Source organism: Providencia sp. R33, from assembly GCF_019343475.1.
Lineage (GTDB): Bacteria > Pseudomonadota > Gammaproteobacteria > Enterobacterales > Enterobacteriaceae > Providencia.
This window is the reverse complement of record NZ_CP072453.1, coordinates 560,549-586,209: the sequence shown is the minus strand read 5'-3', so window position 1 is coordinate 586,209 and position 25,661 is coordinate 560,549. Positions and strand designations below refer to the sequence as shown.

Annotated in this window: 25 protein-coding genes and 1 other RNA gene; 6 read left to right on the top strand and 20 right to left on the bottom strand. The window is 42.7% G+C overall.

Annotation, left to right across the window (positions count from 1 at the left end):
• Positions 1-2 precede the first annotated feature (2 nt).
• Complete coding sequence (locus tag J6836_RS02670) at positions 3-488, top strand: formylglycine-generating enzyme family protein (RefSeq protein ID WP_219246591.1); 486 nt, start codon at positions 3-5, stop codon at positions 486-488.
• 339 nt (positions 489-827) lie between these two features.
• Here J6836_RS02670 and ubiI read toward each other — a convergent pair whose 3' ends face one another.
• The 4 genes from ubiI to J6836_RS02650 form a co-directional block, all read right to left on the bottom strand.
• The gene (gene ubiI / locus J6836_RS02665) at positions 828-2,057 is read right to left on the bottom strand and encodes an FAD-dependent 2-octaprenylphenol hydroxylase (protein ID WP_219246589.1); all 1,230 of its coding nucleotides are present in this window, start codon (positions 2,055-2,057) and stop codon (positions 828-830) included.
• 24 nt (positions 2,058-2,081) lie between these two features.
• Positions 2,082-3,260: a 2-octaprenyl-6-methoxyphenyl hydroxylase gene (gene ubiH / locus J6836_RS02660; RefSeq protein WP_219246587.1), complete on the bottom strand. Its 1,179-nt coding sequence runs from the start codon at positions 3,258-3,260 to the stop codon at positions 2,082-2,084.
• Positions 3,261-3,308: 48 nt separating this feature from the next.
• On the bottom strand, positions 3,309-4,631 hold the full coding sequence (gene pepP / locus J6836_RS02655; RefSeq protein WP_219246585.1) for a Xaa-Pro aminopeptidase: 1,323 nt from the start codon (positions 4,629-4,631) through the stop codon (positions 3,309-3,311).
• A 163-nt stretch (positions 4,632-4,794) separates the two neighbouring features.
• Positions 4,795-5,373 (bottom strand): YecA/YgfB family protein, encoded by a 579-nt coding sequence (locus tag J6836_RS02650; RefSeq protein WP_219246584.1) that lies wholly within the window; start codon positions 5,371-5,373, stop codon positions 4,795-4,797.
• Positions 5,374-5,511: 138 nt separating this feature from the next.
• On the opposite strand from J6836_RS02650, the gene zapA reads away from it, so the two are divergent.
• The 3 genes from zapA (at position 5,512) to J6836_RS02635 (ending at position 6,858) form a co-directional block, all read left to right on the top strand.
• Entirely contained in the window at positions 5,512-5,841 is a 330-nt protein-coding gene (gene zapA / locus J6836_RS02645; protein WP_047756767.1) for a cell division protein ZapA, read from the top strand.
• Positions 5,842-5,952: 111 nt separating this feature from the next.
• Positions 5,953-6,134: non-coding RNA, 6S RNA (ssrS, locus tag J6836_RS02640), on the top strand.
• A 133-nt stretch (positions 6,135-6,267) separates the two neighbouring features.
• A complete protein-coding gene (locus J6836_RS02635; protein WP_219246582.1) occupies positions 6,268-6,858 on the top strand; it encodes a 5-formyltetrahydrofolate cyclo-ligase in 591 nt (196 codons plus the stop codon).
• A gap of 46 nt (positions 6,859-6,904) precedes the next feature.
• On the opposite strand, the gene serA is transcribed toward J6836_RS02635, so the two are convergent.
• Both serA and rpiA read right to left on the bottom strand, forming a co-directional pair.
• Positions 6,905-8,155 (bottom strand): phosphoglycerate dehydrogenase, encoded by a 1,251-nt coding sequence (gene serA / locus J6836_RS02630; protein ID WP_219246580.1) that lies wholly within the window; start codon positions 8,153-8,155, stop codon positions 6,905-6,907.
• Between the two features lie 482 nt (positions 8,156-8,637).
• The gene (rpiA, locus tag J6836_RS02625) at positions 8,638-9,300 is read right to left on the bottom strand and encodes a ribose-5-phosphate isomerase RpiA (protein WP_219246578.1); all 663 of its coding nucleotides are present in this window, start codon (positions 9,298-9,300) and stop codon (positions 8,638-8,640) included.
• Between the two features lie 193 nt (positions 9,301-9,493).
• On the opposite strand from rpiA, the gene J6836_RS02620 reads away from it, so the two are divergent.
• Positions 9,494-10,408, top strand: coding sequence for a LysR family transcriptional regulator ArgP (locus J6836_RS02620; protein ID WP_219246576.1), 915 nt, complete (start codon positions 9,494-9,496; stop codon positions 10,406-10,408).
• Here the strand turns inward: J6836_RS02620 and J6836_RS02615 are convergent.
• The 4 genes from J6836_RS02615 to J6836_RS02600 form a co-directional block, all read right to left on the bottom strand.
• The gene (locus J6836_RS02615) at positions 10,405-11,136 is read right to left on the bottom strand and encodes an oxidative stress defense protein (RefSeq protein ID WP_219246575.1); all 732 of its coding nucleotides are present in this window, start codon (positions 11,134-11,136) and stop codon (positions 10,405-10,407) included. The two genes, J6836_RS02620 and J6836_RS02615, sit on opposite strands and share 4 nt — an antisense overlap.
• Positions 11,137-11,291: 155 nt before the next feature.
• Positions 11,292-11,924 (bottom strand): arginine exporter ArgO, encoded by a 633-nt coding sequence (argO, locus tag J6836_RS02610; protein ID WP_219246573.1) that lies wholly within the window; start codon positions 11,922-11,924, stop codon positions 11,292-11,294.
• A gap of 178 nt (positions 11,925-12,102) precedes the next feature.
• Positions 12,103-12,969, bottom strand: coding sequence for a small-conductance mechanosensitive channel MscS (mscS, locus tag J6836_RS02605; protein WP_219246571.1), 867 nt, complete (start codon positions 12,967-12,969; stop codon positions 12,103-12,105).
• Positions 12,970-13,110: 141 nt separating this feature from the next.
• Positions 13,111-13,476 (bottom strand): YacL family protein, encoded by a 366-nt coding sequence (locus J6836_RS02600; protein ID WP_219246569.1) that lies wholly within the window; start codon positions 13,474-13,476, stop codon positions 13,111-13,113.
• Positions 13,477-13,656: 180 nt separating this feature from the next.
• On the opposite strand from J6836_RS02600, the gene J6836_RS02595 reads away from it, so the two are divergent.
• A complete protein-coding gene (locus J6836_RS02595) occupies positions 13,657-14,034 on the top strand; it encodes a VOC family protein (protein ID WP_219246566.1) in 378 nt (125 codons plus the stop codon).
• A 216-nt stretch (positions 14,035-14,250) separates the two neighbouring features.
• On the opposite strand, the gene acnB is transcribed toward J6836_RS02595, so the two are convergent.
• From acnB to aceF, 10 genes are all read right to left on the bottom strand, one after another.
• Positions 14,251-16,848, bottom strand: coding sequence for a bifunctional aconitate hydratase 2/2-methylisocitrate dehydratase (gene acnB / locus J6836_RS02590; RefSeq protein WP_219246564.1), 2,598 nt, complete (start codon positions 16,846-16,848; stop codon positions 14,251-14,253).
• A 441-nt stretch (positions 16,849-17,289) separates the two neighbouring features.
• A complete protein-coding gene (locus tag J6836_RS02585; protein ID WP_219246562.1) occupies positions 17,290-17,643 on the bottom strand; it encodes a VOC family protein in 354 nt (117 codons plus the stop codon).
• Between the two features lie 260 nt (positions 17,644-17,903).
• A protein-coding gene (locus J6836_RS02580) for an IS3 family transposase (protein WP_442959470.1) occupies positions 17,904-18,982 on the bottom strand; the annotation gives its coding sequence in 2 pieces (ribosomal slippage) (positions 17,904-18,760 and positions 18,760-18,982; 1,080 coding nt in all).
• 379 nt (positions 18,983-19,361) lie between these two features.
• The gene (locus tag J6836_RS02575) at positions 19,362-19,559 is read right to left on the bottom strand and encodes a hypothetical protein (RefSeq protein WP_255586310.1); all 198 of its coding nucleotides are present in this window, start codon (positions 19,557-19,559) and stop codon (positions 19,362-19,364) included.
• A gap of 35 nt (positions 19,560-19,594) precedes the next feature.
• A complete protein-coding gene (locus J6836_RS22680) occupies positions 19,595-20,026 on the bottom strand; it encodes a hypothetical protein (protein WP_255586309.1) in 432 nt (143 codons plus the stop codon).
• 295 nt (positions 20,027-20,321) lie between these two features.
• Complete coding sequence (locus J6836_RS02565) at positions 20,322-20,558, bottom strand: hypothetical protein (protein ID WP_219246559.1); 237 nt, start codon at positions 20,556-20,558, stop codon at positions 20,322-20,324.
• A 5-nt stretch (positions 20,559-20,563) separates the two neighbouring features.
• Positions 20,564-20,749 (bottom strand): hypothetical protein, encoded by a 186-nt coding sequence (locus J6836_RS23050; protein ID WP_255586308.1) that lies wholly within the window; start codon positions 20,747-20,749, stop codon positions 20,564-20,566.
• On the bottom strand, positions 20,746-21,891 hold the full coding sequence (locus J6836_RS22670; protein ID WP_255586307.1) for an adhesin: 1,146 nt from the start codon (positions 21,889-21,891) through the stop codon (positions 20,746-20,748). Before J6836_RS22670 ends, J6836_RS23050 begins: the two co-directional genes overlap by 4 nt.
• 271 nt (positions 21,892-22,162) lie before the next feature.
• Complete coding sequence (gene lpdA, locus J6836_RS02555) at positions 22,163-23,590, bottom strand: dihydrolipoyl dehydrogenase (protein ID WP_219246557.1); 1,428 nt, start codon at positions 23,588-23,590, stop codon at positions 22,163-22,165.
• A gap of 204 nt (positions 23,591-23,794) precedes the next feature.
• Positions 23,795-25,660, bottom strand: a complete 1,866-nt coding sequence (aceF, locus tag J6836_RS02550) for a pyruvate dehydrogenase complex dihydrolipoyllysine-residue acetyltransferase (RefSeq protein WP_219246554.1) — start codon at positions 25,658-25,660, stop codon at positions 23,795-23,797.
• Position 25,661: the final 1 nt, after the last annotated feature.

Sequence of the window (25,661 nt, the reverse complement as noted above, 5' to 3'; positions counted from 1 at the left end):
CCATGCGATTATTAAATAAAATACACAGTGCTGTTTTACTCGCGGGTCTTGGGCTATTAACCGGCTGCGATCAACAGCTCACCGCCGAGCAAGAAACACAGAAACAGCAGCTAATTGATGATTTGCTAAACAATATGGTGTTTATCGAAGGGGGCACCTTTTTAATGGGGGATTTTGGTAGCGGCCATGACGGTAAATCCACCCTGCCGTATTCTATAGGTAAAGACAATAAATTTGTTCATGATGTCACCTTAGACAATTTTAGTTTATCCAAATATCGCGTAACGTGGGGGCAATTTAATTTATGGCGTGAATTAACCGCCCAGCCACTGACTGATCGCTACCTTGATCTAAGCACACAAAAAGAAATAAAAGCGTGGCAAGAGTCCACTCAAGATAATTACCCAGCTTCCGCAGATTGGCAAGACGCTAAAGATTATTGCCTTTGGTTAGGGCAACGGTGTCGATTGGGTAAACGACTAGTATAGCACTGACTACTACCAACACTCCCCTGAAAAAAACCAAGGCCCTGAAAATAGCACTAAAAAAGTGATCTGTGGTTATCGTGCTAGTGTTGATGGCACGCTGACCATCACTCATGGTGGTCACATTCCTGATCATGAATTTGGGGCTGGCTTTCGCTGTGTAGAAAACCTTTAACGTGAACAAATGCCCCAAAGGTGCAAAATGTAAAAAATCCGTCATCTATACAAGATGGCGGATTTTTGTAGGATGAGCTGTTTAAGGGAGAGTTTAGGAATAATGCCTCAGCATAACACCTTACGCCGCCCTGTACTTATGAGAATACCTGACGCCAATTTAACAACTTACACTGACTCTTCAACGGAAATTTTTTCCAGCCACTTAGGCATATCAAACAGCCCCATCGCATGGTTCAATAGTTGGGGTTTTACACCCGGTAGGCTATCTGCCAATACTAAACCAATATCACGCAAAAGTTTTTTCGCAGGGTTATTGCCATCAAACAACTCACGGAAACCTTGCATCCCCGCTAACATCAATGCAGCGCTGTGTTTGCGGCTACGCTCATAATCACGCAAATAAAAATACTGACCAAAGTCCTTACCTTCACGATGCAAGCGCTTAATTTCACCGATTAACATCGCCACATCCATAAACCCAAGGTTGACACCTTGCCCAGCCAATGGGTGGATGGTATGGGCAGCATCGCCCAATAAGGCTAATCGCTGCGCCGCAAACTGCCGTGCATAACGCCCTGTGAGTGGAATGGTCATGCGGTCACTTTCGACTTGGCACAAACCAAGCTGGACATCGAACGCAACGGCAAGTTCTTTATCAAAATCGGCTTTATCCAACGCTTGGCGCCTTGCGGCTTCTGTTGCTGGTTGTGACCAAACAATGGAGCAAAGATGCGGGTCAGCCAATGGTAGAAAGGCTAAAATACCTTCGCCATCAAAAGATTGGCGTGCAACCCCCTCGTGTGGTTTTTCTGTGCGAATGGTTGCCACCAGCGCGGTATGTTCGTAATCCCAAAACGTCAGTGGGATATCGGCATGGCTGCGTAACCACGAATTCGCGCCATCAGCGCCAACAATTAGCCTTGCGGTCAACATACTTTCATCATCTAACGTGATAAACACATCGTTCTCACCCCACACCACCTTTTTGATGGTGGCAGGTGCCAATAATGTCACATCACGCAGCTCTGATGCTTTTTGCCACAATGCATCGCGAACCACATTATTTTCAACAATATGGCCTAAATGAGTCAGGTTGCGCTCTTGCGCTGAAAATGTGATACGGCCGAAACTGTTATTGTCCCACACTTCCATACCGTTATAGGCAGCAGCTCTCATGCTTTTAATCGCTGACCAAACGCCCAAATAGGTTAACAGTTTTTCACTTGCCGCATTAATCGCGGATACCCGTAATGCATAAGGCTCCGACGCAGAAAATGTCTTTTTCGGTGGGTGATTTTCCACCACAGCAACGCGCAGGCCGCTTCCTTCAAGGCCACATGCAAGGGCAAGCCCCACCATGCCACCACCAGCGATAACCACATCAAACGATTGCATACTTTTTTCCTCTTTATTTCGTGGTTATTGGTGAACAACCCAACCCAATGTTTGGCGAGCCAAAACATCGCGGACAGGCGGCAACATCTCCATTGCCATTAAACCTAAATTTCGCCCCACAATTAATGGGATACAGCGATTTGCAAATACGCGAACCAAGCTGTCTGTCATGGTCACGGTTTTTTCTCGGTCGACTGCACGCGCTTGTTGATATTGGCTTAATAGGGAATAACTGCCAATATCTTGCTGATTTTCATGAGCCTTAACCAGAATTTTCGCCAGTTGCATTACATCACGGATACCAAGGTTAAACCCTTGCCCCGCGATGGGATGTAACGTCTGAGCGGCATTTCCGACTAAAACGACTCGATGGCTCACCGGATTCAGTGCTTTGCGCAGCGCCAGCGGGTAACAATGGCGTTTGCCCGCCATGTCTATTTTCCCTAAGCGCCAACCAAATGCGGTTTGTAACTTGTTGATAAAGGTTGCATCGTCCCATGCATTAATCGCATCCGCATGTTCTTGGTGATGGCACCATACTAGCGAACTACGGCCATCTGACATGGGTAATAATGCCAGTGGCCCAAACTCAGTAAAACGTTCGAAAGCTTGGCCTCTCGGGGCAATGGCCGTTTTCACGTTAGCAATAATCGCCACTTGGCCGTAATCATCCTGCTGCCACTGCATATTGCAGGCTTGCCCCACTAAAGAGCGGCTACCATCAGCGGCAATGATTAGCGCTCCACTCACCGTTTCGCCCGTATCTAATGTCACGGTGACAGAATCTTGTTCGCGGTGGATACGTTCAACTTTTGTGGGGCAATGTAGCGTTACCCCTGGTGCTTTTCGTAATAATGAAAAGAGGCGAGCACCCGCTTCATGCAGCTCAATCACATTGCCAAGTGCTGGAATATGATAGTCTTTTGCGTTGATATTCACAAAACCCGCATGCCCGCGGTCAGACACATGAACGTGAGTAATCGGCGTTACGCAATCAGCAAACGCAGGCCATACCCCTATTTTCGCTAAATATTGGCACGTACCATGGGCTAATGCGATAGCACGCGCGTCGAATCCGGGGTGTTTACCTTCTGGCAAAGAGGCCTCGATTAATGAAACCGATAATTTTCCTTGGCTAAGTGAAGAAATCGCCAGTGCCAATGTCGCGCCAGCCATTCCTCCACCCACGATGATCACATTCATGGGTTGTTTCTTACCTTTTTATGATTAACCTTTTACTGTTAATAACCCCTACCCCAAACGCTGTTTTGCAGCTGCCATTAGGGCTTCAATTTCATCAGGGTCTTTGACCACTAAGTCCGTTAAGTTTTCATTCCCGTTTTCAGTGATCACAATATCATCTTCAATACGAATACCGATGCCACGGTATTGCGGCGGCACGTCAGCATCTGGCGCAATATATAAACCAGGTTCAATAGTCAGCACCATGCCCACTTCTAATGTACGGTCACGGTCTGTACCATAGAACCCCACATCGTGCACATCTAACCCTAACCAATGACTTAAACCATGCATAAAGAAGGCTTGATATGCTTTGTTTTCGATCAATTGATCGACATCGCCATGTAAAATTCCGAGTGCAACCAACCCTTCGGTTTTAATCCGCACAATTTCACGCGTGACTTCATGGATGCTGGTACCAGGGCGATATAACGTTAATGCAGTATCTAACGCTTTGAAAACAATGTCATAAATTTCACGTTGTGCCTGACTAAACTTACCATTAACGGGGAAAGTACGGGTAATATCCCCTGCATAGCCGTCAAACTCGGCGCCGGCGTCAATCAGCACTAACTCACCATCTTTCATTTGGCATTCATTTTCGGTGTAATGCAAAATGCAGGCATTTTCGCCGCTACCAACAATCGAATTATAAGATGGGAAGCGCGCTCCATGGCGAGTAAATTCATGTTCAATCTCGCCACAGAGTTGATATTCATACATATTTGGGCGGCAAGTTTCCATTGCGCGAATATGTGCCAAGGCAGAAATACGCCCCGCCTCACGCATTGTGTTCAGTTCGGCTTCAGATTTAAACAAGCGCATTTCATGGACAATTGGGCGCCAATCGATAACCGTTTGCGGCGCACGTAAATTACGGCGGCTGCCTTTACGCAAGGTTTCTAACGCATCAAACACCAGCTTATCTGCGTAAGCAAATTCACCCTGTGCATGATAAACCACATCCAATCCATTCAGTAATTGGTAAAGTTGCTCTTCAATTTCATCGAAAGGTAATGCTTTATCGATACCCAATTTTTGAGGTGCAGCCTCTTGACCTAGGCGGCGACCAAACCAAATTTCAGCCGTTAAATCACGAACGCGGTTAAAAAGAACGGTATGGCTATGTTTTTCATCGCTTTTAATCAATACTAATACTGCTTCAGGCTCACTAAACCCTGTCAAATACAGAAAATCACTGTGTTGACGATATGGGTATTCACAATCGGCATTACGCTGCGCAGGCGGCGCAGAAAAAATAATTGCGGCACTCCCCACTTCCATTTTTGCCAATAATGCATTGCGACGAGCAACAAATTCCTGTTTATTCATACCGTTTTTGCCTTATTATCTGAATTATTAGGTTGCAAACATATTGTTGGTCCAATATGCGCGACGATAATGACTTAACACTGATTAAAATCGACCTAAAGCCGCTTCGTTCTACCTTTCGATAAAACAAAGTGGCGGATTTTTAGTGACAAACAAGTCGGGATTAGTGAAGGATCGGCTTGTTATTCTCAACTGCTGTTGGGCCTTTTTTCGGCTCAACTAACGCGATATAACATAACTGCACAGCCACTCTCACGTACTCAACCACTTCTTCCAGCGCTTGTTCGAGTTCTTCTTGGTCTTCATCTTCATCGTAACCAAGCATCCCGATATTACGCAGATCCGTAATGACTTCACTGATTTCTTTTTTATCAGCTAATTTCGGTTGTGCGACACCCACGCCTAATAAAAAGTGATTAACCCAGCCCGCTAATGCGTCTGCGTGGTCAAATATCGACGCATCTTCATCAGGGAATAGCATGGTAAATGCAAATTCACTGTCATCGAGTGCTTCAAAAGTAGTATCGAACAGCTCGCGTAGAGGTTGAGCGACCGTTTGTGGGAATGCAAGGCCATCGTTAGCAAGGTCATGGACAAGTGTTTGCCAGCCATGGTCACGACTTCCGCCACAGATTAACCCCGTTATTAAACCATGGATTTCCGCAGCGGTAAGTGCTATTGAGTGCTGTTGCAGCAGTTTGTCCAGTGATTCATAGTTTGGTAAAGATTTTTGTATAGACATCTGAATTCGTCATGTTAGCTTATGATTCGTGATATGCTACCATCAAGGGTAGTCGCTAACCAGTATGCTTTTGTCTTATCTATTAATTGCGCCAAATATGATGTATTTATGGCGAGTATTATTCAGTATGGAGGTTTCATGTCCGCACAACCTGTCGACATTCAGATTTTTGGGCGTTCAATGCGCGTTAATTGCCCATCAGAACAAAAAGAGGCCCTTCTTGAGTCGGCTAAAGAATTAGAACAACGCTTGCAAAATCTGAAAGATAAAAGCGGCGTTACCAATATGGAACAGCTTATTTTTATCGTAGCATTGAACGTCTGTCACGAATTAGCACAAGAAAAGACAAAAACGCGTGATTATGCTTATAATATGGAAGAGAAGATAAAAATGTTGCAACATACCATTGAACAGGCGTTGCACGACCAGGTGAAGATCACTGAGAGGCAAGTATTGCCCTTAGAGTAAATCTGCTTATTAATCAGACACTAGTAGAAAAAAATATACAAAATTAGGGTTGCATTTTAAATCTAGTTTCGTACAATGAAGTCACTGAGTAACGATAAGTTCTCAAACCAAATTTCTCTGAGATGCGCGTGAGTGGGCGAGTCCCCTGAGCCGATATTTCAACTAAAAAGAATGCGGTTATTGCGCTGGTGAGCATGCCTGATTCGTTCAGGAAGCCTAAAGGTTGCTAAACTGCGTTCACCTTGAACCAAGGGTTCAAGGGTTACAGCCTACAACGGCATCTTGGAGACCCTCAATTTTTTCTTGCTGTACTTTCAATCGCTTAATCCCCCAACATCAATTTATTAACCTGCACTATTTCTGGCCTTGCGATATACTGTTTTGAATATTGCTATTTCCTATCGCCGTCCACTGTAGGTTATTTATATGCAAGACACACTTTCTACCCAGCGCCAACAAATCCGCCAAACCATACGCCAAGCTCGACGTCAGTTAACCCCTGAAGAGCAAAAAATAGCGGCTGAGCAAGCTAAACTCAATGCATTGCAGCACCCCAAAATTGCACAAGCAAAAAATATCGCGCTGTTTTTATCATTTGATGGTGAAATTAATACCCAGCCACTTATCGATGCCTTATGGCAACAGAATAAACAAGTTTATCTACCTGTTTTGCACCCTTTTAGTGCTCATCATCTGCTATTTCTGCACTATCGCCCTGATACACAGCTCGTGAAAAACCGTTTTAATATTGCCGAGCCCCCCTTAGATGTGCGTGACGTTTTACCCCCTGAGCAACTTGATGTGATGTTAATTCCATTAGTGGCATTTGATAGCCAAGGGCAACGCTTAGGTATGGGTGGTGGGTTTTATGATAGAACGTTAGAGAATTGGCAGCAAAGTGGTTTTTACCCCATCGGGCTGGCTCATGATTGCCAACAGGTTGAGCAGCTGCCTATTGCGCCTTGGGATATTCCATTACCTGAAATTATTACCCCGAAAAAAATATGGCGCTGGTAATCAATACCTGCGCCATATCATAAGTAATAAAACGGGTTATGCGAACTTAGAACAACAGGCGTGCACGAATAGTGCCCGGCAGGTCTTTCAGTTTCTGTAGTGCTTCATCCGTTTGATTTGGTGTTTGCATCAGTACATCGATGACGACGTAACCCACATTACCCGATGTCCGTAAATACTGACCCACTACGTTAATATTGTTGTCAGTAAACACTTGGTTGATGCTATTCAAGATACCCGGGCGGTTTTCATGGATATGCAAGAAACGGTTAGTATCTTCAGTGTGTACAGGCAGAGAAACTTCTGGGAAGTTGACCGCAGAAAGCGTTGAACCGTTATCAGAATATTTTGCCAGTTTACTCGCAACTTCTAAGCCAATGTTTTCTTGTGCTTCTTCTGTAGAGCCCCCAATGTGAGGCGTTAAAATCACATTGTCGAATTTAATCAGCTCAGAAATAAACGGGTCATTCGGGTCGTTATTTGCCGCAGGCTCACTTGGGAATACGTCAACCGCTGCACCGGATAAATGCTTGCTTTCCAGCGCCGCTGCCAGTGCAGGAATGTCCACCACTGTACCACGTGACGCATTGATAAAGATTGAGCCTGGTTTCATGCGGTCAAACTGTTCTTTAGCAAACATGTTTTTCGTGCTGGCCGTTTCTGGTACATGCAAGCTGACGACATCACTCATATTGAGTAACTCAGTCAAAGAACGCACTTGTGTAGCATTTCCTAAAGGTAGTTTATTTTCAATATCATAGAAGAAAACATTCATACCAATACCTTCAGCTAAGATCCCCAGCTGAGTACCGATATGGCCGTATCCAACGATACCAAGGCGTTTACCTCGCGCTTCAAAACAGCCTTTCGCTTGTTTTTCCCAAATACCACGGTGCGCTTGCATATTCGCTTCAGGAATACGACGTAACAACAGTAATAGCTGGCCTAATACCATCTCAGCAACGGAACGAGTGTTTGAGAATGGAGCATTAAAGACAGGGATACCGCGTTTTGCCGCAGCGTCTAAATCCACTTGGTTGGTTCCGATACAGAAGCAACCAACTGCCACTAACTTTTCAGCCGCAGCGAAAATCTCTTCAGATAAATGAGTGCGGGAACGGATACCGACAAAGCGCGCATCTTTGATCGCTTCTTTTAATTCTTCATCAGATAATGCGCTTTTATGGTATTCAATATTGGTATAACCCGCTGCTTTTAGGTTATCAACCGCGCTTTGGTGCACACCCTCTAGCAGTAAAAATTTTATTTTGTCTTTATGCAAAGATACCTTGACCATTTCCCTACCCTATCGTGAACGTTTTAAATTTGTGACAGATGAATTTGCTTGTTTGACTCATGGTTTTGCTCAACATAATTCAAGGCATATCCATACCAGCACATTCATCTACCTTGAAATCTGAAAAGAGTATACCAACATAGCAAAATTCGGCGCAGTATCAATACAACCGTTTGCTTAAGGGATGCTAAAAAGCGCGAGGAAAAAGAAGTTAAATGGTAGAAAATCAGGAGCAGTAACACAAAATAAGGATTTTTCCTGCACAATGCATATTAGTGTGAGATATATCACCAAAATCGCGAAATAATAAAAATAATGAAATAAATTTCAAATTAATGATATTTATAAAACTGGTCAATTATTTTTCAATCTACTCACTAGCCAAATACGTTAACGCCTTTTTTACGGCACAAAAAAGCCAGCAACTAAATAGTTTGCTGGCTTATAGATTAAGCAAATTAATTCATCGCAAATAATTGCGATTATAGTTTGATCGTTTTAACCCCAGCATCCGTTGTGCCCATCAGGACAACATCAGCACCACGATTAGCAAATAAGCCAACAGTCACAACACCCGCGATACCGTTAATGGTGTTTTCTAACGCAACAGGGTCAACAATACTTAAATTGTGAACATCTAAAATCACGTTGCCGTTATCAGTAACCACATTTTGACGATATTCCGGTGTACCGCCCAGTTTGACCAATTCACGTGCCACATAACTACGCGCCATTGGGATAACTTCAACAGGCAGAGGGAACTTGCCTAACACATCAACCAGTTTTGATTGATCAACGATGCACACAAAGGTTTTTGCTATCGCAGAAACGATTTTTTCACGTGTTAACGCAGCACCGCCGCCCTTGATCATATTCATATGGTGGTCGACTTCATCCGCACCATCAACGTAAACATCTAATGAGTCCACTTCATTACAATCAAAAACAGGGATACCCAATGATTTAAGTTTTTGCGTAGACGCTTCGGAGCTAGAAACGGCACCTTCAATTTGCCCTTTCATTGTTGCCAATGCATCAATAAAGTGTGATGCAGTAGACCCTGTACCGACACCAACAATTGTACCGGGTTTAACGTATTCCAGTGCTGCCCAACCCACCGCTTTTTTTAATTCATCCTGCGTCATGCTCATGCCTTTTGCTATTTAATTGAGACGTAATTAAGAATTAGTATATACCGAGCCCACAATAAGTTGCAGTGTTGTTCGCTGCATTTGTGCGTTACTTCTTGTGATTTGTCGAGTGCCCGCAATAATTGCAGGTGTTATCAATAAAAATATGGCATAGTGCTTAGCAGAATAACAACAAGGAGACTTTTTGATGAAGCGCCCCGACTATCGCGCACTACAAGCACTGGATGCTGTTATCCGCGAACGCGGCTTTGAGCGTGCAGCTCAAAAGCTTTGCATCACGCAATCCGCTGTTTCACAACGGATAAAACAGCTAGAAAACCTGTTTGGGCAACCGTTACTTGTGCGAACCGTTCCGCCGCATCCGACTGAACAAGGGCAAAAGCTGTTAGCGCTGCTTCATCAAGTTGAATTGTTGGAAGAACAATGGCTTGGGGATGAAAATACAGGTTCAACACCTTTATTACTTTCCCTTGCCGTCAACGCCGACAGTTTAGCAACGTGGTTCCTCCCTGCGCTCAACCCTGTTTTAGGTAATAGCCCTATTCGGTTGAATATCCAAGTGGAAGACGAAACCCGTACTCAAGAACGTTTAAGACGCGGTGAAGTGGTAGGTGCAATCAGTATCCAGCCACAAGCGTTACCCGGCTGTTTAGTAGATAAACTCGGCGCGTTGGACTATATCTTTGTTGCTTCTCCTGATTTCGCCGCTAAATATTTCCCAGATGGTGTCACTCGCTCATCCCTATTAAAAGCCCCCGCAGTGGCATTTGACCACTTGGATGATATGCACCAAGCGTTTGTTCAGCAAAACTTTGGTTTATCGCCGGGTAGTGTTCCTTGCCATATTGTTAATTCGTCCGAAGCCTTTGTGCAATTGGCTAAGCAGGGCTCTACCTGTTGTATGATCCCACATTTGCAGATTGCTGATGAATTAAAAAATGGTGAGTTAGTCGACTTAACACCGGGGTTGTGCCAACGCCGTATGCTGTACTGGCACCGCTTTGCGCCTGAAAGCCGCACGATGAAGAGAGTGACTGACGCCCTATTAAAAACCGGGCGCCAGATGTTAAAACAAGAAGATGAAATTGCAGCTGAAAGTTAACGTTTTAGTTCAAACACCACATCAACTTGGTCATTAAAATCAATGCTTTGCTGTTCATAGGTCTCATCAATATTGAGATCTTGAGCAGCCGCTTTCATTTTTCCACCATAGGCTCTCGCCGCCATTGGGTAAGGCACTGCCGCAGGCGCATTGTAACTGATGCTATACACTGGGCCTAACTGTGCATTAAACCCTTTTGCAACTTCAGTCGCTTGCTCTGTTGCATTTTTGATGGCTTGTGCACGGGCTGCATCGCGATATTGCTCAGGTTTTAACACACCAAATTGCACTGAGTTAATATCATTTAAACCTGCCGCTAACGCACCGTCTAACAGGGTATTCAGTTGGTCCAGTTTAGTCACTTTCACTTCAACGGAACGGATTGCAGTATAACCTTCAATCGTCGATTTTTGTTTTACACTGCTGTAATCATATTTTGGCTGCGTACGCACATTGGCCGCGTTAATGTCCTGTTTTTCGATTCCATTTTTCTTTAAGAATTCGAAATACTCGGCAACGCGCTTGTCTACAGCAGCTTTTGCCGCAGCGGCGTCTTTTGCAGTCACTTCAACAACAATGTTCAACGTCGCCATATCTGGCGTTGCTTTCACAACGGAATTACCGGATGTGGTAATGTGCGGACCATTCGGTAACGCATCGGCCAAAGACAGGGTAGGAACCGCCATACCTGCCACCATGGCAGCGAGAACTAAAGATTTTAATTTCACAGAACCTCCCAATACAATAATTTGTCGCTAAAAAAAGGATAGTTCACCATAAACTATCCCGAGTACAAATTAACAGTAACACATCATAAAAAAAGTGCAGATCAGAATAATGAGAAATTCACAGTATTTATCATTCCGTTGAGGTTATGTTGCTATTAGGATATTAACCCTAATCCTTTAAGCCCTTGTATTGCCAATTGAAATGCAATAAACCACATCACGCTTCCCACAAAAACGTTGATAATTCGCTGTGAACGCGGCTTATTAAGCACAGGCGAAAACCATGCGGCTAAAATCGCTAAAGCAAAGAACCAAACAAATGATGCCGTCAGCGCCCCCGCCGTAAACCAAGGCCGTAACTGGCTTTCTAATTGCCCTCCCACACTACCAAGCACGACAAAAGTGTCTAAATACACATGCGGGTTTAACCATGTGACGGCAAATAGCGTCACAATCACTTTCCAGCGGGTAATCACTTTATTTTCAGCTTGTAAGACCACATCATCTGGGCTGAGTGCGGTGCGAAATGCGCCATAACCATAACATGCCAAAAAAATAACCCCTGCCCATGTAATTAACTGCATCAATATTTCAGATTGGCTTAATAGCGCGCTTCCACCAAATACCCCACCAATAATTAACACGGTATCACTTAAAGCGCATAGAAATGCACTCATCATATGAAACTGTTTGCGGCTGCCTTGTTGTAAAACAAAGGCGTTTTGTGGCCCTAGCGGTAAAATCATCGCTGCACCAAGAAGCGCCCCCTGAAAATACGTTATAAACATGCAAAAAATCCTAATAATTATTCAATTTGTATACGCAAATAGTAACGAGAAAAAATTATTAGTGGAAATGATTAACTCTAATAGGTCATAAGCTAGACTTATATAACCGCAGGGTAATGCAGAGACAAAAATAGCGCCATAAATAGCGCTATTTTATTAAATCTAATTAAAAATTCGTTTATTGAATTTTATGGGCTTCTGAACCTTGTTTATGTAGATGTACATCCATTTGTGGGAACGGAATACCAATATTGTGCTTGTCTAACGCACGTTTGAAGTTTTCCATAAGATCCCAATACACCGCCCAAGTATCGCCATTGGTTGTCCAGTAACGTACCAAATAGTTTAAAGTCGACGGGCCCATTTCATTAAGGCGGATAGTCACACCTTTATCATGTTGAATGCGCGGGTCAGCAGCAACAATGTCACCTAATACTTTCTTCACAACATCAATGTCAGAATCATAAGCAACACCAACGATAATATCACGACGGCGGTTTGGCTCACGCGAGACGTTAATAATGTTGTCTGCAATGATTTTACCATTTGGGATCACAATAATGCGGTCATCCCCAGTTCTTAGCGTCGTTGAGAAAATTTGCACGTTTTGTACGGTACCTTCAACAGCACCAATTGTCACATATTCCCCTGCTTTAAGTGGTCTAAATACCACCAGCAATACACCTGCGGCAAAGTTACCCAGTGAATTTTGTAATGCTAAACCAACCGCTAAACCTGCCGCACCCATCACCGCAATAACAGAAGCCGTTTGAACACCAATTTTGCCTAAAACGGCAATTAAGGTAAATGCAACAATGGTATAGCGCGCAATCGCCGATAAAAAGTCACTGACGGTTGTGTCAATACCTTTCATGGTCATTACACGGTGTAAACCGCGGCCAACCCATTTCGCAATCATCATACCGACAATCAGGATGACAATGGCAGAAACAATATTCACCACATACTGGACTAACAGATCTTGGTTTGCGACAAACCAATTCGTTGCATCATTCAACGCACCTGTAACATCATCAGTATTCATATGTGTGTTCCTTTCGCTTTTGTTATCAAAAATAAATTTCTGCTAGACCGTTTTAACTAGAACGTTAAATCGCTAGTTTCACACTGAAAATAATAGCGATAATTTGTTAAAACACAAAACTTATCACTAAAAAAAATGTATTTATCGGTTTTCGATAACAAAAACACGATAGTCTTTTAACATTAATAGGAAGTCATCAATACCACAAAAAGCAACACTTTCATTATCATAGTAGCTCATTCCTTCTTCGAGCCCCTCAGTTTCACACGATAATTGGTTAGCTTTAATCATCACTTCTTCATCATCAAGCAGTAGCGTATATTCGTGCCCAATCAGCTCCCACTGATTTTCGCTGCCTTTTAACTTTTCGTAGTTTTCTTCGATAGTATCGAGCAGACTAAGGTCGTTTTTAACCTCTTCATTTAGCCAATATCCAATCGCCTCATGATCCATCGAGAATTTTGCGGAGATAACTCCGGTAATATCTTGGAAAAATTGGTAGTCCATATGCAATACCTCTACTCTTTGCGTCATTATGCTCAGTATAACGCGAGATAATTAGGTTTGTTGAGAGGTATTAACGCCTATTCTGAGATATTTCAATAAAGGCATAAATTTCAACGCATACTCGATAAAACTTGCTTAAAATTAATGCAAATAATGTGAATGTACGAAATAGGAGTCTCGATGATCAATCGCTTAGACCATATTGTCCTCACGACAACACAATTAGACGCCTGCCTAGATTTTTACCAACGCGTTTTAAAAATGCAGGTCATAACCTTTGGCGAGCAGCGTTATGCTCTGCAATTTGGCCAGCAAAAAATCAATATTCATCAGTATGGCAAAGAATTTGAACCTAAAGCACATTTACCTGTACCCGGTGCGTTAGATTTGTGTTTTATCAGCGATATCCCTCTCGCTGAAGTTCAGTCGCATATTCAACAGCAAGGTGTAGAAATTATCGAAGGCCCCGTGAAACGAACAGGAGCAATGGGGCCAATCCTATCTATCTATTTACGTGATGTGGATTTAAACCTGATTGAGATTTCTGAATATCTTTAAAGCATAAAAAAGGCCTCTGTTTGTAGAGGCCTCAGACTACTGGCAAACCGATTAGGTTTGGCTGTAGGTTGGATAGGTTTTGAAAAAGACTAAGGAAAATCAATTCCTTGATTTTCGGCTGATAACACAAAGCAGGAAAAACCACGCTTTTATCCTGCTTTGTTAACAACCTAAGGCCTCTGTTTGTAGAGGCCTCATCATTACCAAAATAATGAATTAGACTGCGGTTTGGAAAATCACACCATCAGCTTTTTCAGTATATTGTGATAACTGGTCAAAGTTCAGATAGCGGTAAGTATCTGCCGCGGTTTCATCCACTTTGTCCATATATTGCAGGTATTCAGCAGGGGTTGGTAAACGACCTAACAGTGATGCAACAGCCGCTAACTCAGCGGATGCAAGGTACACATTCGCTCCAGTCCCTAAACGGTTCGGGAAGTTACGCGTTGAGGTCGAAACGACAGTAGCGCCATCTGCCACACGTGCTTGGTTACCCATACACAGTGAACAGCCTGGGACTTCAATACGTGCCCCGCTCTTACCAAATACGCTGTAATAACCTTCTTCCGTTAATTGTGCTGCGTCCATCTTCGTTGGCGGAGCAACCCATAAACGTGTTGGTAATTGGCCTTTATGCGAGTCTAATAACTTACCTGCGGCACGGAAGTGACCGATGTTAGTCATACAAGAACCGATAAACACTTCATCGATTTTCTCGTTTTGAACATCAGACAGTAAACGTGCATCATCTGGGTCATTTGGCGCACACAGAATTGGCTCTTTGATATCATTTAAATCGATTTCAATTACAGCTGCATATTCCGCATCTGCATCACCTTCAAGCAGTTGCGGGTCCGCTAACCAACTTTCCATGCCTTTAATACGACGTTCGATAGTACGACGGTCGCCGTAGCCTTCTGCGATCATCCATTTTAATAGGACGATGTTAGATTGCAGGTACTCTGTGATTGGCGCTTTATCCAGTTTGATCGTACAACCTGCGGCTGAACGCTCAGCAGAGGCATCCGCTAATTCAAACGCTTGTTCAACTTTCAGTTCTGGCAGACCTTCGATTTCTAAAATACGACCAGAGAAAATGTTTTTCTTCCCTTTTTTCTCAACCGTCAGAAGGCCATCTTTAATCGCATATAATGGGATAGCATGTACAAGATCACGTAACGTGATACCCGGCTGCATTTCACCTTTAAAGCGCACCAATACAGATTCTGGCATATCCAGTGGCATAACCCCTGTTGCCGCAGCAAACGCCACCAGACCAGAACCCGCAGGGAACGAAATACCGATTGGGAAACGAGTATGAGAGTCACCACCCGTACCAACGGTATCAGGTAACAACATACGGTTTAACCACGAGTGGATAATACCATCCCCCGGACGCAGAGAAACACCACCACGGTTCATGATGAAATCAGGTAATGTGTGGTGAGTTGTTACGTCAACAGGTTTTGGATATGCCGCAGTGTGGCAGAATGACTGCATCACTAAATCCGCAGAGAAGCCTAAGCACGCTAAGTCTTTTAACTCATCACGTGTCATTGGGCCCGTCGTATCTTGCGAACCGACAGAGGTCATTTTTGGCTCACAGTATTCACCTGGGCGAATACCTGGGCGTCCACAAGCGCGACCAACCATTTTCTGTGCTAATGAGAAACCACGATTGCTTTGTGCAACAGATTTCGCATGACGGAAGACGTCAGTTGCTTCTAAACCTAATGACTCACGCGCTTTGCTGGTTAAACCACGACCGATGATCAGTGGAATACGACCACCTGCACGCACTTCGTCAATCAGCACGTCAGTTTTTAATTCAAACGTTTCGAGTAATTCATTGGTTTCGTGGTTGCGAACTTCACCTTTAAATGGATAGATATCAATGACATCACCCATGTTCAGTTTAGATACATCCACTTCAATTGGCAGCGCACCCGCATCTTCCATTGTATTAAAGAAGATTGGCGCAATTTTGCCACCTAAAACCACACCACCGCCGCGTTTGTTCGGGACGAATGGGATATCATCGCCCATAAACCACAGTACGGAGTTGGTTGCAGATTTACGTGAAGAACCTGTACCAACAACATCACCGACATACGCCAGTGGGAAGCCTTTTTTGTTCAGTGCTTCGATTTGTTTGATTGGTCCAACGTTACCCGCATCATCTGGCTCAATACCTTCACGGGCATTTTTCAGCATCGCTAACGCATGCAGAGGAATGTCTGGGCGTGACCATGCATCTGGTGCAGGTGATAAGTCATCAGTATTGGTTTCGCCTGTCACTTTAAATACGGTGACGGTCATTTTTTCGGCTAATGCAGGGCGTTGTTTAAACCACTCGGCATCTGCCCATGATTCAATAACTTGTTTCGCGTGTGCATTCCCAGCTTTCGCTTTTTCTTCTACATCGTAGAAGTTATCGAACATTAATAAAGTGTGGGAAAGGGCTTTTGCCGCGATAGGGGCTAATTTAGCATCATCCAGCGCTTCAATCAGTGCATGGATATTATATCCACCCTGCATAGTACCAAGCAGTTCAATCGCTTTTTCAGGGGAGATCAGAGGGGAGGAAGTTTCGCCTTTTGCGATAGCGGCTAAAAATCCAGCTTTTACGTACGCTGCTTCGTCAACACCAGGGGGGACGCGGTTGGTCAGCAGGTCTAACAAGAAATCTTCTTCACCTTTGGGTGGGTTTTTCAGTAACTCTACCAGTGCAGCTACTTGTGACGCATCTAATGGCTTAGGGACAATCCCTTGAGCGGCACGCTCGGCTACGTGCTTACGGTATTCTTCTAGCACGACGTTCTCCTCGCTTCTTTGTTATTTATATACCCGGCTGTCTGCACCTTATTGACAAAATTATCATCCGGTGCCAGGTCAGAGGAATTTGCTCGCATAATCTCAATGGCGGTAAAATTATGTCCAGCTTCGGGCTCTCAGCATAGCAGAATTTAAACGTAATGTTAATTCATTCACAAGAAAGTAACATTTATCTACTAACTTCATGCCTTAACACTTAATTACGGGTTATTTTTTAGCTTAAGAGACTATAAATCATCATAAAAAGCTGAAAAAACCATACTTTTTATAATGCATTTTGCTGAGTAAAGCACCCTCTTTTGTGGCTTTTTCCTTCAGGTATCACAAATTATATTTATTATCGCAATTTTATTTACATTACTAATTGATAAGGTAAATCATTGCGATTGGTTTTAATCAACTTAAAGGATTTAATTGATTTTATTGGCCTTTTATTCCAAGCAGGTTTCCGAAGGGATCAACGAACTGACACATTTGCTTGTTACCATCTATTAACATCGGCCCACGATACAACTTAGCCCCTAACTGAGTAAAGTGCTCAAACGCCAAAGCAAAATTGTCTACCTGCCAATACAGCACAGTTCCTTTTTTACCTTCACTGACTTTTTCATCCGCTTGCACCACTTCTATCGTGAAGTCCCCCACATGCAATAAGGTAAAGTCAAATTCCGGTAAATATTCAGCAATAGCTTGAGGAAATGCCCGTTGATACCAAGCCAGCCCTGCTTGAACATCAGGTACGTGAATTAAAATTGCAGTCGGTTTTAGTTGCATGATGGTTTAGTTATTTAACTAGATGATAAACGATGGCCTGTATCATAAGAAGTTATCAAATCAGATCAAGTACGCTGTTAGCTTGATAAGTGTGAATGATTTAGGTACACCATGAATGTGCTGATTATGGAGTGCCTAAGCAAATAATCAATAATCTGACAAACGAGAAGATAACCCGTTAAATTACAGTTTCAAAGCTAATCTTTAACGACTTTAATTTCTTTCTCAACTATCCGCCCAAAGCTTTTGTCCACTCCCCATTAATTGAGACACACCAACTTAGAGTTTTCTAATTGTTGACGATAGGCCTCCGGTGGGAGGTGATTTAAACTTTCGTGAGTTCGATTTTGGTTATAATCTTGCTGCCAAAACCACGCTAACTCTCGCACTTGGCTTAACGATTCAAATAAATACGCATTTAAAAATTCACGACGGAACGAACCATTAAAGCGCTCGATAAACCCATTTTGTTGCGGTTTTCCCGGTTGAATATGGCACAGTAAAATTTGGTTATCTTCACAATAATTCAATACGTTAACTAAAATGAGTTCAGGACCATTATCGACTCGAAGTTGTTTTGGTAATCCTCTTTCGATTTTTAAACGGTCAAGCACCCTGATGACACGTTTAGCCGATAATGATGTATCAATCTCGATCGCTAAGCATTCACGCGTACCTTCATCAATAATATTGAGGGTTCTGAAGCGTTTGCCGCAATATAAACTGTCGTGCATAAAATCCAATGCCCATTGAATATTCGGGACTTTTTCTATTACTAATGGTCTTCTTTCACGCTTCGGAAGCACCTTTTTAATTCGGCGTTTCAGATTCAATCCTAATCGACAATAAACGAGATAAATTCGTTTATGATTAAAAGGATAACCTTGAAATCTCAGTCGGAAATAACATTTCCAGAATCCCGACTGTGGAGATTTCGTTAAAACGGATTGTATGGCATCGATGACGATTTTATCTTTCTCACACCAGTTTTGAGTCTTTCGATAGAACGAAGCGCGAGGTTGCGATGTGAGTTTACACGCTTTAATGACTGATAAACCCGCGGCCTTTAATAACTGAGCACAGGATTTCTTTTCAGCCACTACCAACCCTTTTTTGCGAAAAGCTCCTTCATTGCGTGATTCTCAAGGCTAACTTCCGCAAAGAGCTTTTTCAGTTTTGCGTTTTTATCTTCAAGCTCTTTTAATCGTTTAACATCATTAGCTTCCATACCACCATACTTTGATTTCCAATTATAATAAGTGGCGTTGCTGATCCCATTTTGGCGGCAAATATCTTCCACTTTCATGCCAGAATCAGCGAGTTTTAAAATATTAACGATTTGAGTTTCAGTAAAACGGGCTTTTTTTCATCATGACCTCTGCAAATTTTAGGGCAGAAAATCTAATTATAGCTGTCTTATTTTAGGGGAAGTGGACACTTTCATGTATTAACCTTTATTATTTCACTAATATTTCTTATTAAGATTCAACGACTTTAATTTTTCTACCAACCAGCCATCCGATATCTTCATTTTGTGAAATGATTGAGGTATTTCCTCAATACTCGCTTGAAGCCGTTGTGCAACTAAACATGTAATAGGCAGAGTCTGTACTCGATGCGCCAAGCTGGACTGTTGATTATCCAGCTGGCTGAGGAGTGAGTAAGACGACTAAGAAGATCCCAGTAAAATGGGATCTTTTACTTGCTAGGCTAGAGACTCACTGTTTCTTCAATGTATCTCTAGCTTCAATTAATATTGCAATTAGATCATCTAAAGGCATTTTAGCTATAAAGTTGCGAGATAGATCTGAACCAAATAGTTCGGCCTCTAAATTATCAACACCTTTATCTTGATTAATTTCTACAACCTTATCCCAATTTAATTGAACCTCTAACGTTAGACTCTCATATTCCATTGGACTTGAAAAAAATAATTCTAATTTATTATCTTTTATTTTTTTACCTTAGTTGGATCTAACACCGTATTAAACGAACCATCCGCATTATATCTGATACCTTTTCCGCTAGGTAAACGATATTCGAATGCACCGCCACTTAAATCTTTTCGGACTACTTTAGGGTCTTTAAGAATTTCTCGAATAAAATTTTCAGCAGCAGCATTTTTTTGCGCTGGATTACCTTTTAATGGTTCAAATACTCCATCAGGTCTAGCGGCATGCTTATCCCATGCACGAGCTGCCGTATTGAGTGGCGTTATGTACGTATTATCAATACATTCAGGGATTTGGTCGCCACCAGTATGGGGCTTAGCATCTATTCGGTCACCCCATGTTTGAGTCCCAAACATCTCCGGAGCTATGCCTTTTCCACTGATAATTTGTTCATCAATATAAGCAATTTGCAGTGGGGATAGCTCTTCCATTGTGACTGTATCACTTTTTCTTACGGCTATTCCTGCATTTATCGCTTCAGCGATTTGGTCTCGCGTTAAACCAAAATTAACACCTAACTTGGCGATTTCGTTCTGGCAGCTGCTACTTTTAACGCATTCGCTAGAACCTTTTTCTAACCCCCTCTAAGACGACCGTTTTGACTGCACTTAATGAATTGCTCTCAACTGAAATTATTTATAGTATTGCTTCTTCAGCTAATACCTATACTGGAATTATATTCCCTCAATAATTCAGCTATTGAGGGATCTTTGATAATTATAGATTTTATGCCAGTAATTCTAATTTTGTTGCGTTAAGTACGTTTATAAATACATCTAATGGAAACTTCATTTCCACCGATTCTTGTAAAACTCTACTATCTGCAAAAAACTCCACTTCAACTAAATCAGGACCTTTATCTACATTAATTTGACATAGTATCTGCCCTCTATAAGATATTTCTGCGGTTAACTCTTCATATTTAGAGTCACTAAAAAAATCCACACTAAAATCATTTTTCATACACACTACCTTTTGGGGTCTAAAAAACCCGAGAATGAGCCATCTGAGTTATAACGGATCCCCTTACCATTAGGTAAGCGGTACTCGACACCACCACGGGAGAGGTCTGTTCTAACAGTTCCTTTATTATTCAAAACTTCATTGACAAAATTACTTGCCGCTTCATTTTTCTGAGCAGTATTCCCTTTCAAAGGTTCAAATACTCCTCCTTGTCTTCCTGCATGCTTTCCCATGCGCGAGCTGCTGCCGATAACCCTTGATTATTTATAGGTTTTTTGGCAGAGGATGCTAACTCATCTTTTTTGAATGTATTATCAAAATTTTGAGATTGGGTATATTGATTACGATCATTTTCTTCATCATCAGGCTCCCAGCCTCCTAGAGTACCAGAACCTGCACCACCTAATTCCACTTTTTCTGAATTAGATAAATCCTTCCCAACATTTGGATTTTTTGCTGCTTTATCTAAATCATTTGAGCAGCTCATGCCAAAAGAGCAATCAAACGTTTCCGTTAGACCATCGCGAATATTGCCTAATGTATTTTCGATACCTTTCGCAAGGTCACTATTTGCTGTTTGTGTTACTTGCGAGTTTGAACCTGCATGATAAGATAATGTAGGAACACTTGGCGTGGGGATAGCCAATACACTACTTCGAGCTATTCTCAGTTTATTTAATTCATTTATATTAGACTGAATTTCATTCAACGTATTTTGATGCCGCGCTTTAAAAGCCAATAAATGATTTCTTGCTTCTATTTCGACGCGCTGATTAACTGCCTTATAAAATGGCTCTACATTAAAAAAATCAACTCGGGGTATACCCGGTATGTTACCTGAAAAATTATTAGATAAAATTCTATCTCTATCTTGCTTCGTATTTAATTTTAATGTTGCAGTGATATTTAACTCTGATGAATAGAACTTCCATTGATAAGTACAAGGGTATTGCTCTGGGTTATTCAAAAACTTCCACTCATAAGATTTTTCAATATTACTCAGTTCCTCCCTTAATATAATAATTTTATCTTCGATAATTTCTTGTGGTGATTTTGATGGTTCATATTTTAAAACGGGTAACTCTGGTGGTGACTGTACCTGATCCTGATAATCATAAAACTCCTTTTGAGGAGGCTCTTTATGGAAGCTATCATAATAATCCGCTTCTTTTAACCTATCATAATAATCAGTAACCCATGTATTTTTATGTATGTCCTCATATTGATCATCAGAAACATGATTCATTTCATTTTGAAAATAATGACTAAAGCTACTGGGTGGGGAGTGACTTCCTATTACTGTCATTGAATCTATATGACTCATATTTTCCATAATCTAATATCCTTATTAGCGATTAAATAACTCAATAAGGAAAATAAGATTTTAATTTTTTATAGTCAACTAAGCGATACTATTCTAATAACACGAAGTTTCAGAATTTAATAATTATATTTAAAATAAGAATTAGTGAATTAAATAAAATATTGTTTTTTTATTTTTAGACAGATACAAAAAAGCCAACGTGTTTCCACATTGGCTTCTTTATATGCGTTAGTGATAAATAGCCGACTAGAGAGACCATTTACCACTGCGAATTAGAAAGTTATTTTTTCTTTTTCGCTTTTGCATTTGGTAAGTCAGTGATGCTACCTTCGTAGATCTCTGCAGCCATACCAATTGATTCGTACAGTGTTGGGTGAGCATGGATAGTTAATGCTAAATCTTCTGCATCACAACCCATTTCGATTGCTAGGCCGATTTCACCCAGTAATTCGCCACCGTTCACACCGACAACCGCACCACCGATAACACGGTTAGATTGCTTGTCGAAAATCAGCTTAGTCATACCTTCTGAGCAGTCAGATGCAATTGCACGACCTGATGCAGCCCATGGGAAAGTTGCCACTTCGTAGCTGATGTTTTGCTCTTTCGCTTCTTTCTCAGTTAAACCAACCCAAGCAACTTCTGGCTCAGTATAAGCGATAGATGGGATAACTTTCGGGTCAAAGTAGTGTTTCAGACCAGAGATAACCTCTGCGGCAACGTGACCTTCATGAACACCTTTGTGAGCCAACATTGGTTGGCCAACGATATCACCGATAGCAAAGATGTGTGGAACGTTAGTGCGCATTTGTTTATCCACGTGGATAAAGCCGCGGTCGTCAACTTCAACGCCAGCTTTGCCTGCATCTAAGTTTTTACCGTTAGGAACACGGCCGATAGCCACTAACACAGCATCATAACGTTGTGGTTCTGCGGAAGCTTTTTTACCTTCCATAGACACATAGATACCGTCTTCTTTCGCTTCAACCGCAGTTACTTTCGTTTCTAACAGCAGGTTGAATTTTTTGCTGATTTGTTTGGTGAATACTTTAACCACATCTTTGTCAGCCGCTGGGATGACTTGGTCAAACATTTCAACCACATCGATTTGAGAACCCAGTGCATGGTACACAGTTCCCATTTCTAAACCGATGATGCCACCACCCATAACCAGAAGACGCTCTGGAACTTCTTTCAGTTCTAACGCATCGGTTGAATCCCAAATACGTGGGTCTTCATGAGGAATGAATGGTAATTGAATTGGGCGTGAACCCGCTGCAATGATTGCGTTATCGAAATTGATAGTCGTGCTACCGTTTTCGCCTTCAACAACCAGTGTATTTGCACTTGTAAATTTACCCAGACCGTTAACGACGGTAACTTTACGGCCTTTTGCCATACCAGCTAAACCACCTGTCAGCTGATTAATGACTTTTTCTTTCCATAAGCGAACTTTAGAGATATCGGTTTTTGGCTCACCAAATACGATACCGTGTTCTGCTAATGCTTTCGCTTCTTCGATCACTTTTGCAACATGCAATAAAGCTTTTGAAGGGATACAACCCACGTTTAAACAAACACCACCAAGGGTTGAATAACGTTCTACTAAAACAGTTTCTAAACCTAAGTCAGCGCAACGGAAAGCCGCAGAATAGCCTGCAGGGCCTGCACCAAGTACAACGACTTGGGCTTTAATTTCAGTACTCATCATGACCTCTTTTTGTTTTGTCCAGCGGTACTGCTGAATAAACGATCTTCCACTGGAAAAGTACACACCGAGAGCAGTTTACAGAATTGTTAACACCCTGAAAAGGCTCATTTCGTGATGTAACTCCCAACCTTTCGTAGCAGCAGCAAAAAATTCTGCCTCAGCCTAAATAAAACAGACCGGCTTATTCGCCGGTCTTATTATTTACATCACTAAACGGCGAATATCGCTCATTAATTGCCCTACTAGGGTGATGAAACGTGCTCCATCAGCCCCATCGATGACACGGTGGTCAAAGGACAGTGACATAGGCAGGATCAGGCGAGGAACAAACTCGCTACCGTTCCAAACAGGTTTCATTGAAGAACGTGACAGCCCCATAATAGCGACTTCTGGTGCATTCACGATTGGTGCAAAACCGGTTGTACCGATACCACCAAGGCTAGAGATGGTGAAACATCCGCCTTGCATATCAGCCGCAGTCAGTTTACCTGCACGCGCTTTCTTAGAAACTTCCATCAGTTCGCGAGATAACTCTAAAATGCCTTTTTTGTTAACGTCTTTAAAGACAGGAACAACTAAGCCATTTGGCGTATCAACCGCGATACCGATATTGATATATTTTTTCAAGAACAGACGTTGTGCATCTTCAGAAATCGAGCTGTTAAAGCGCGGCATTTCTTCCAGAGCGCGAGCAACCGCTTTCATGACAAAAACTAATGGCGTGATTTTCACGTCCAGTTTTTTCTTCTCTGCTTCTTTATTTTGTTGCTTACGGAATTCTTCAACTTCAGTGGTATCCACTTCTTCCATCAGCGTAACGTGCGGGATCATCACCCAGTTACGGCTCAGGTTTGCACCAGAGATTTTTTGGATACGACCCAGTTCGACTTCTTCAACTTCACCAAATTTGCTGTAATCAATTTTCGGCCATGGCAGCATACCTGGTAAACCACCACCTGCCGCAGCTGGAGCTTCAGCACGTTTGACTGCATCTTTCACGTAAGCTTGAACGTCTTCACGCAGGATACGGCCTTTACGACCAGTGCCTTTTACTTTCGCTAAGTTAACACCAAACTCACGCGCTAAGCGGCGAATAACCGGTGTTGCATGAATGTATGCATCGTTCTCAACAAATTCATTTTTGCTATCAGCTGCTTTCGCAGGTGCAGAAGCTGCTGGAGCTGGCGCTGCTGCAGGTGCTGGTGCCGCTGCTGGTGCAACTGGCGCCGCAGCTGGTGCTGCACCGGCGACTTCAAAGGTCATGATCAGCGAGCCAGTTTTCACTTTGTCGCCTGTCGCAATCTTGATTTCTTTAACGGTTCCCGCAAATGGCGCAGGGACTTCCATTGATGCTTTATCACCTTCAACCGTAATGATTGATTGCTCAGCAGTAACGGTGTCACCCACTTTAACCATCACTTCGGTAACTTCAACTTCATCACCGCCGATATCTGGAACGTTAACATCTTTAATTGCAGAGGCTGCTGGAGCCGCTGGTGCTGCAGCTTGTGCAACTGGAGCTGCGGCTGGCGCTGCGCCTGCAACTTCAAAGACCATGATCAGCGAGCCAGTTTTCACTTTGTCGCCTGTCGCAATCTTGATTTCTTTAACGGTACCTGCAAATGGTGCAGGGACTTCCATTGAAGCTTTATCGCCTTCAACGGTAATTAAAGATTGCTCCGCAGTCACGGTATCGCCAACTTTAACCATGATTTCAGTAACTTCAACTTCATCGCCACCGATATCAGGTACAGCAACGTCTTTTGACGCTGCTGCGCTTGGTGCTGCCGCAGGAGCAGCTGGCGCTTGTGCTGGAGCAGGCGCAGCTGCACCCGCTTCTGCTTCAAAGACCATGATCAGCGAGCCAGTTTTGACTTTGTCGCCAGTCGCAATTTTAATTTCTTTTACCACACCCGCTTGTGGCGATGGGACTTCCATAGAGGCTTTATCACCTTCAACGGTAATGAGCGATTGCTCTGCTTCTACTTTGTCGCCAACTTTAACCATCACTTCGGTGACTTCAACTTCATCAGCACCGATATCTGGCACTTGGATTTCAATAGACATT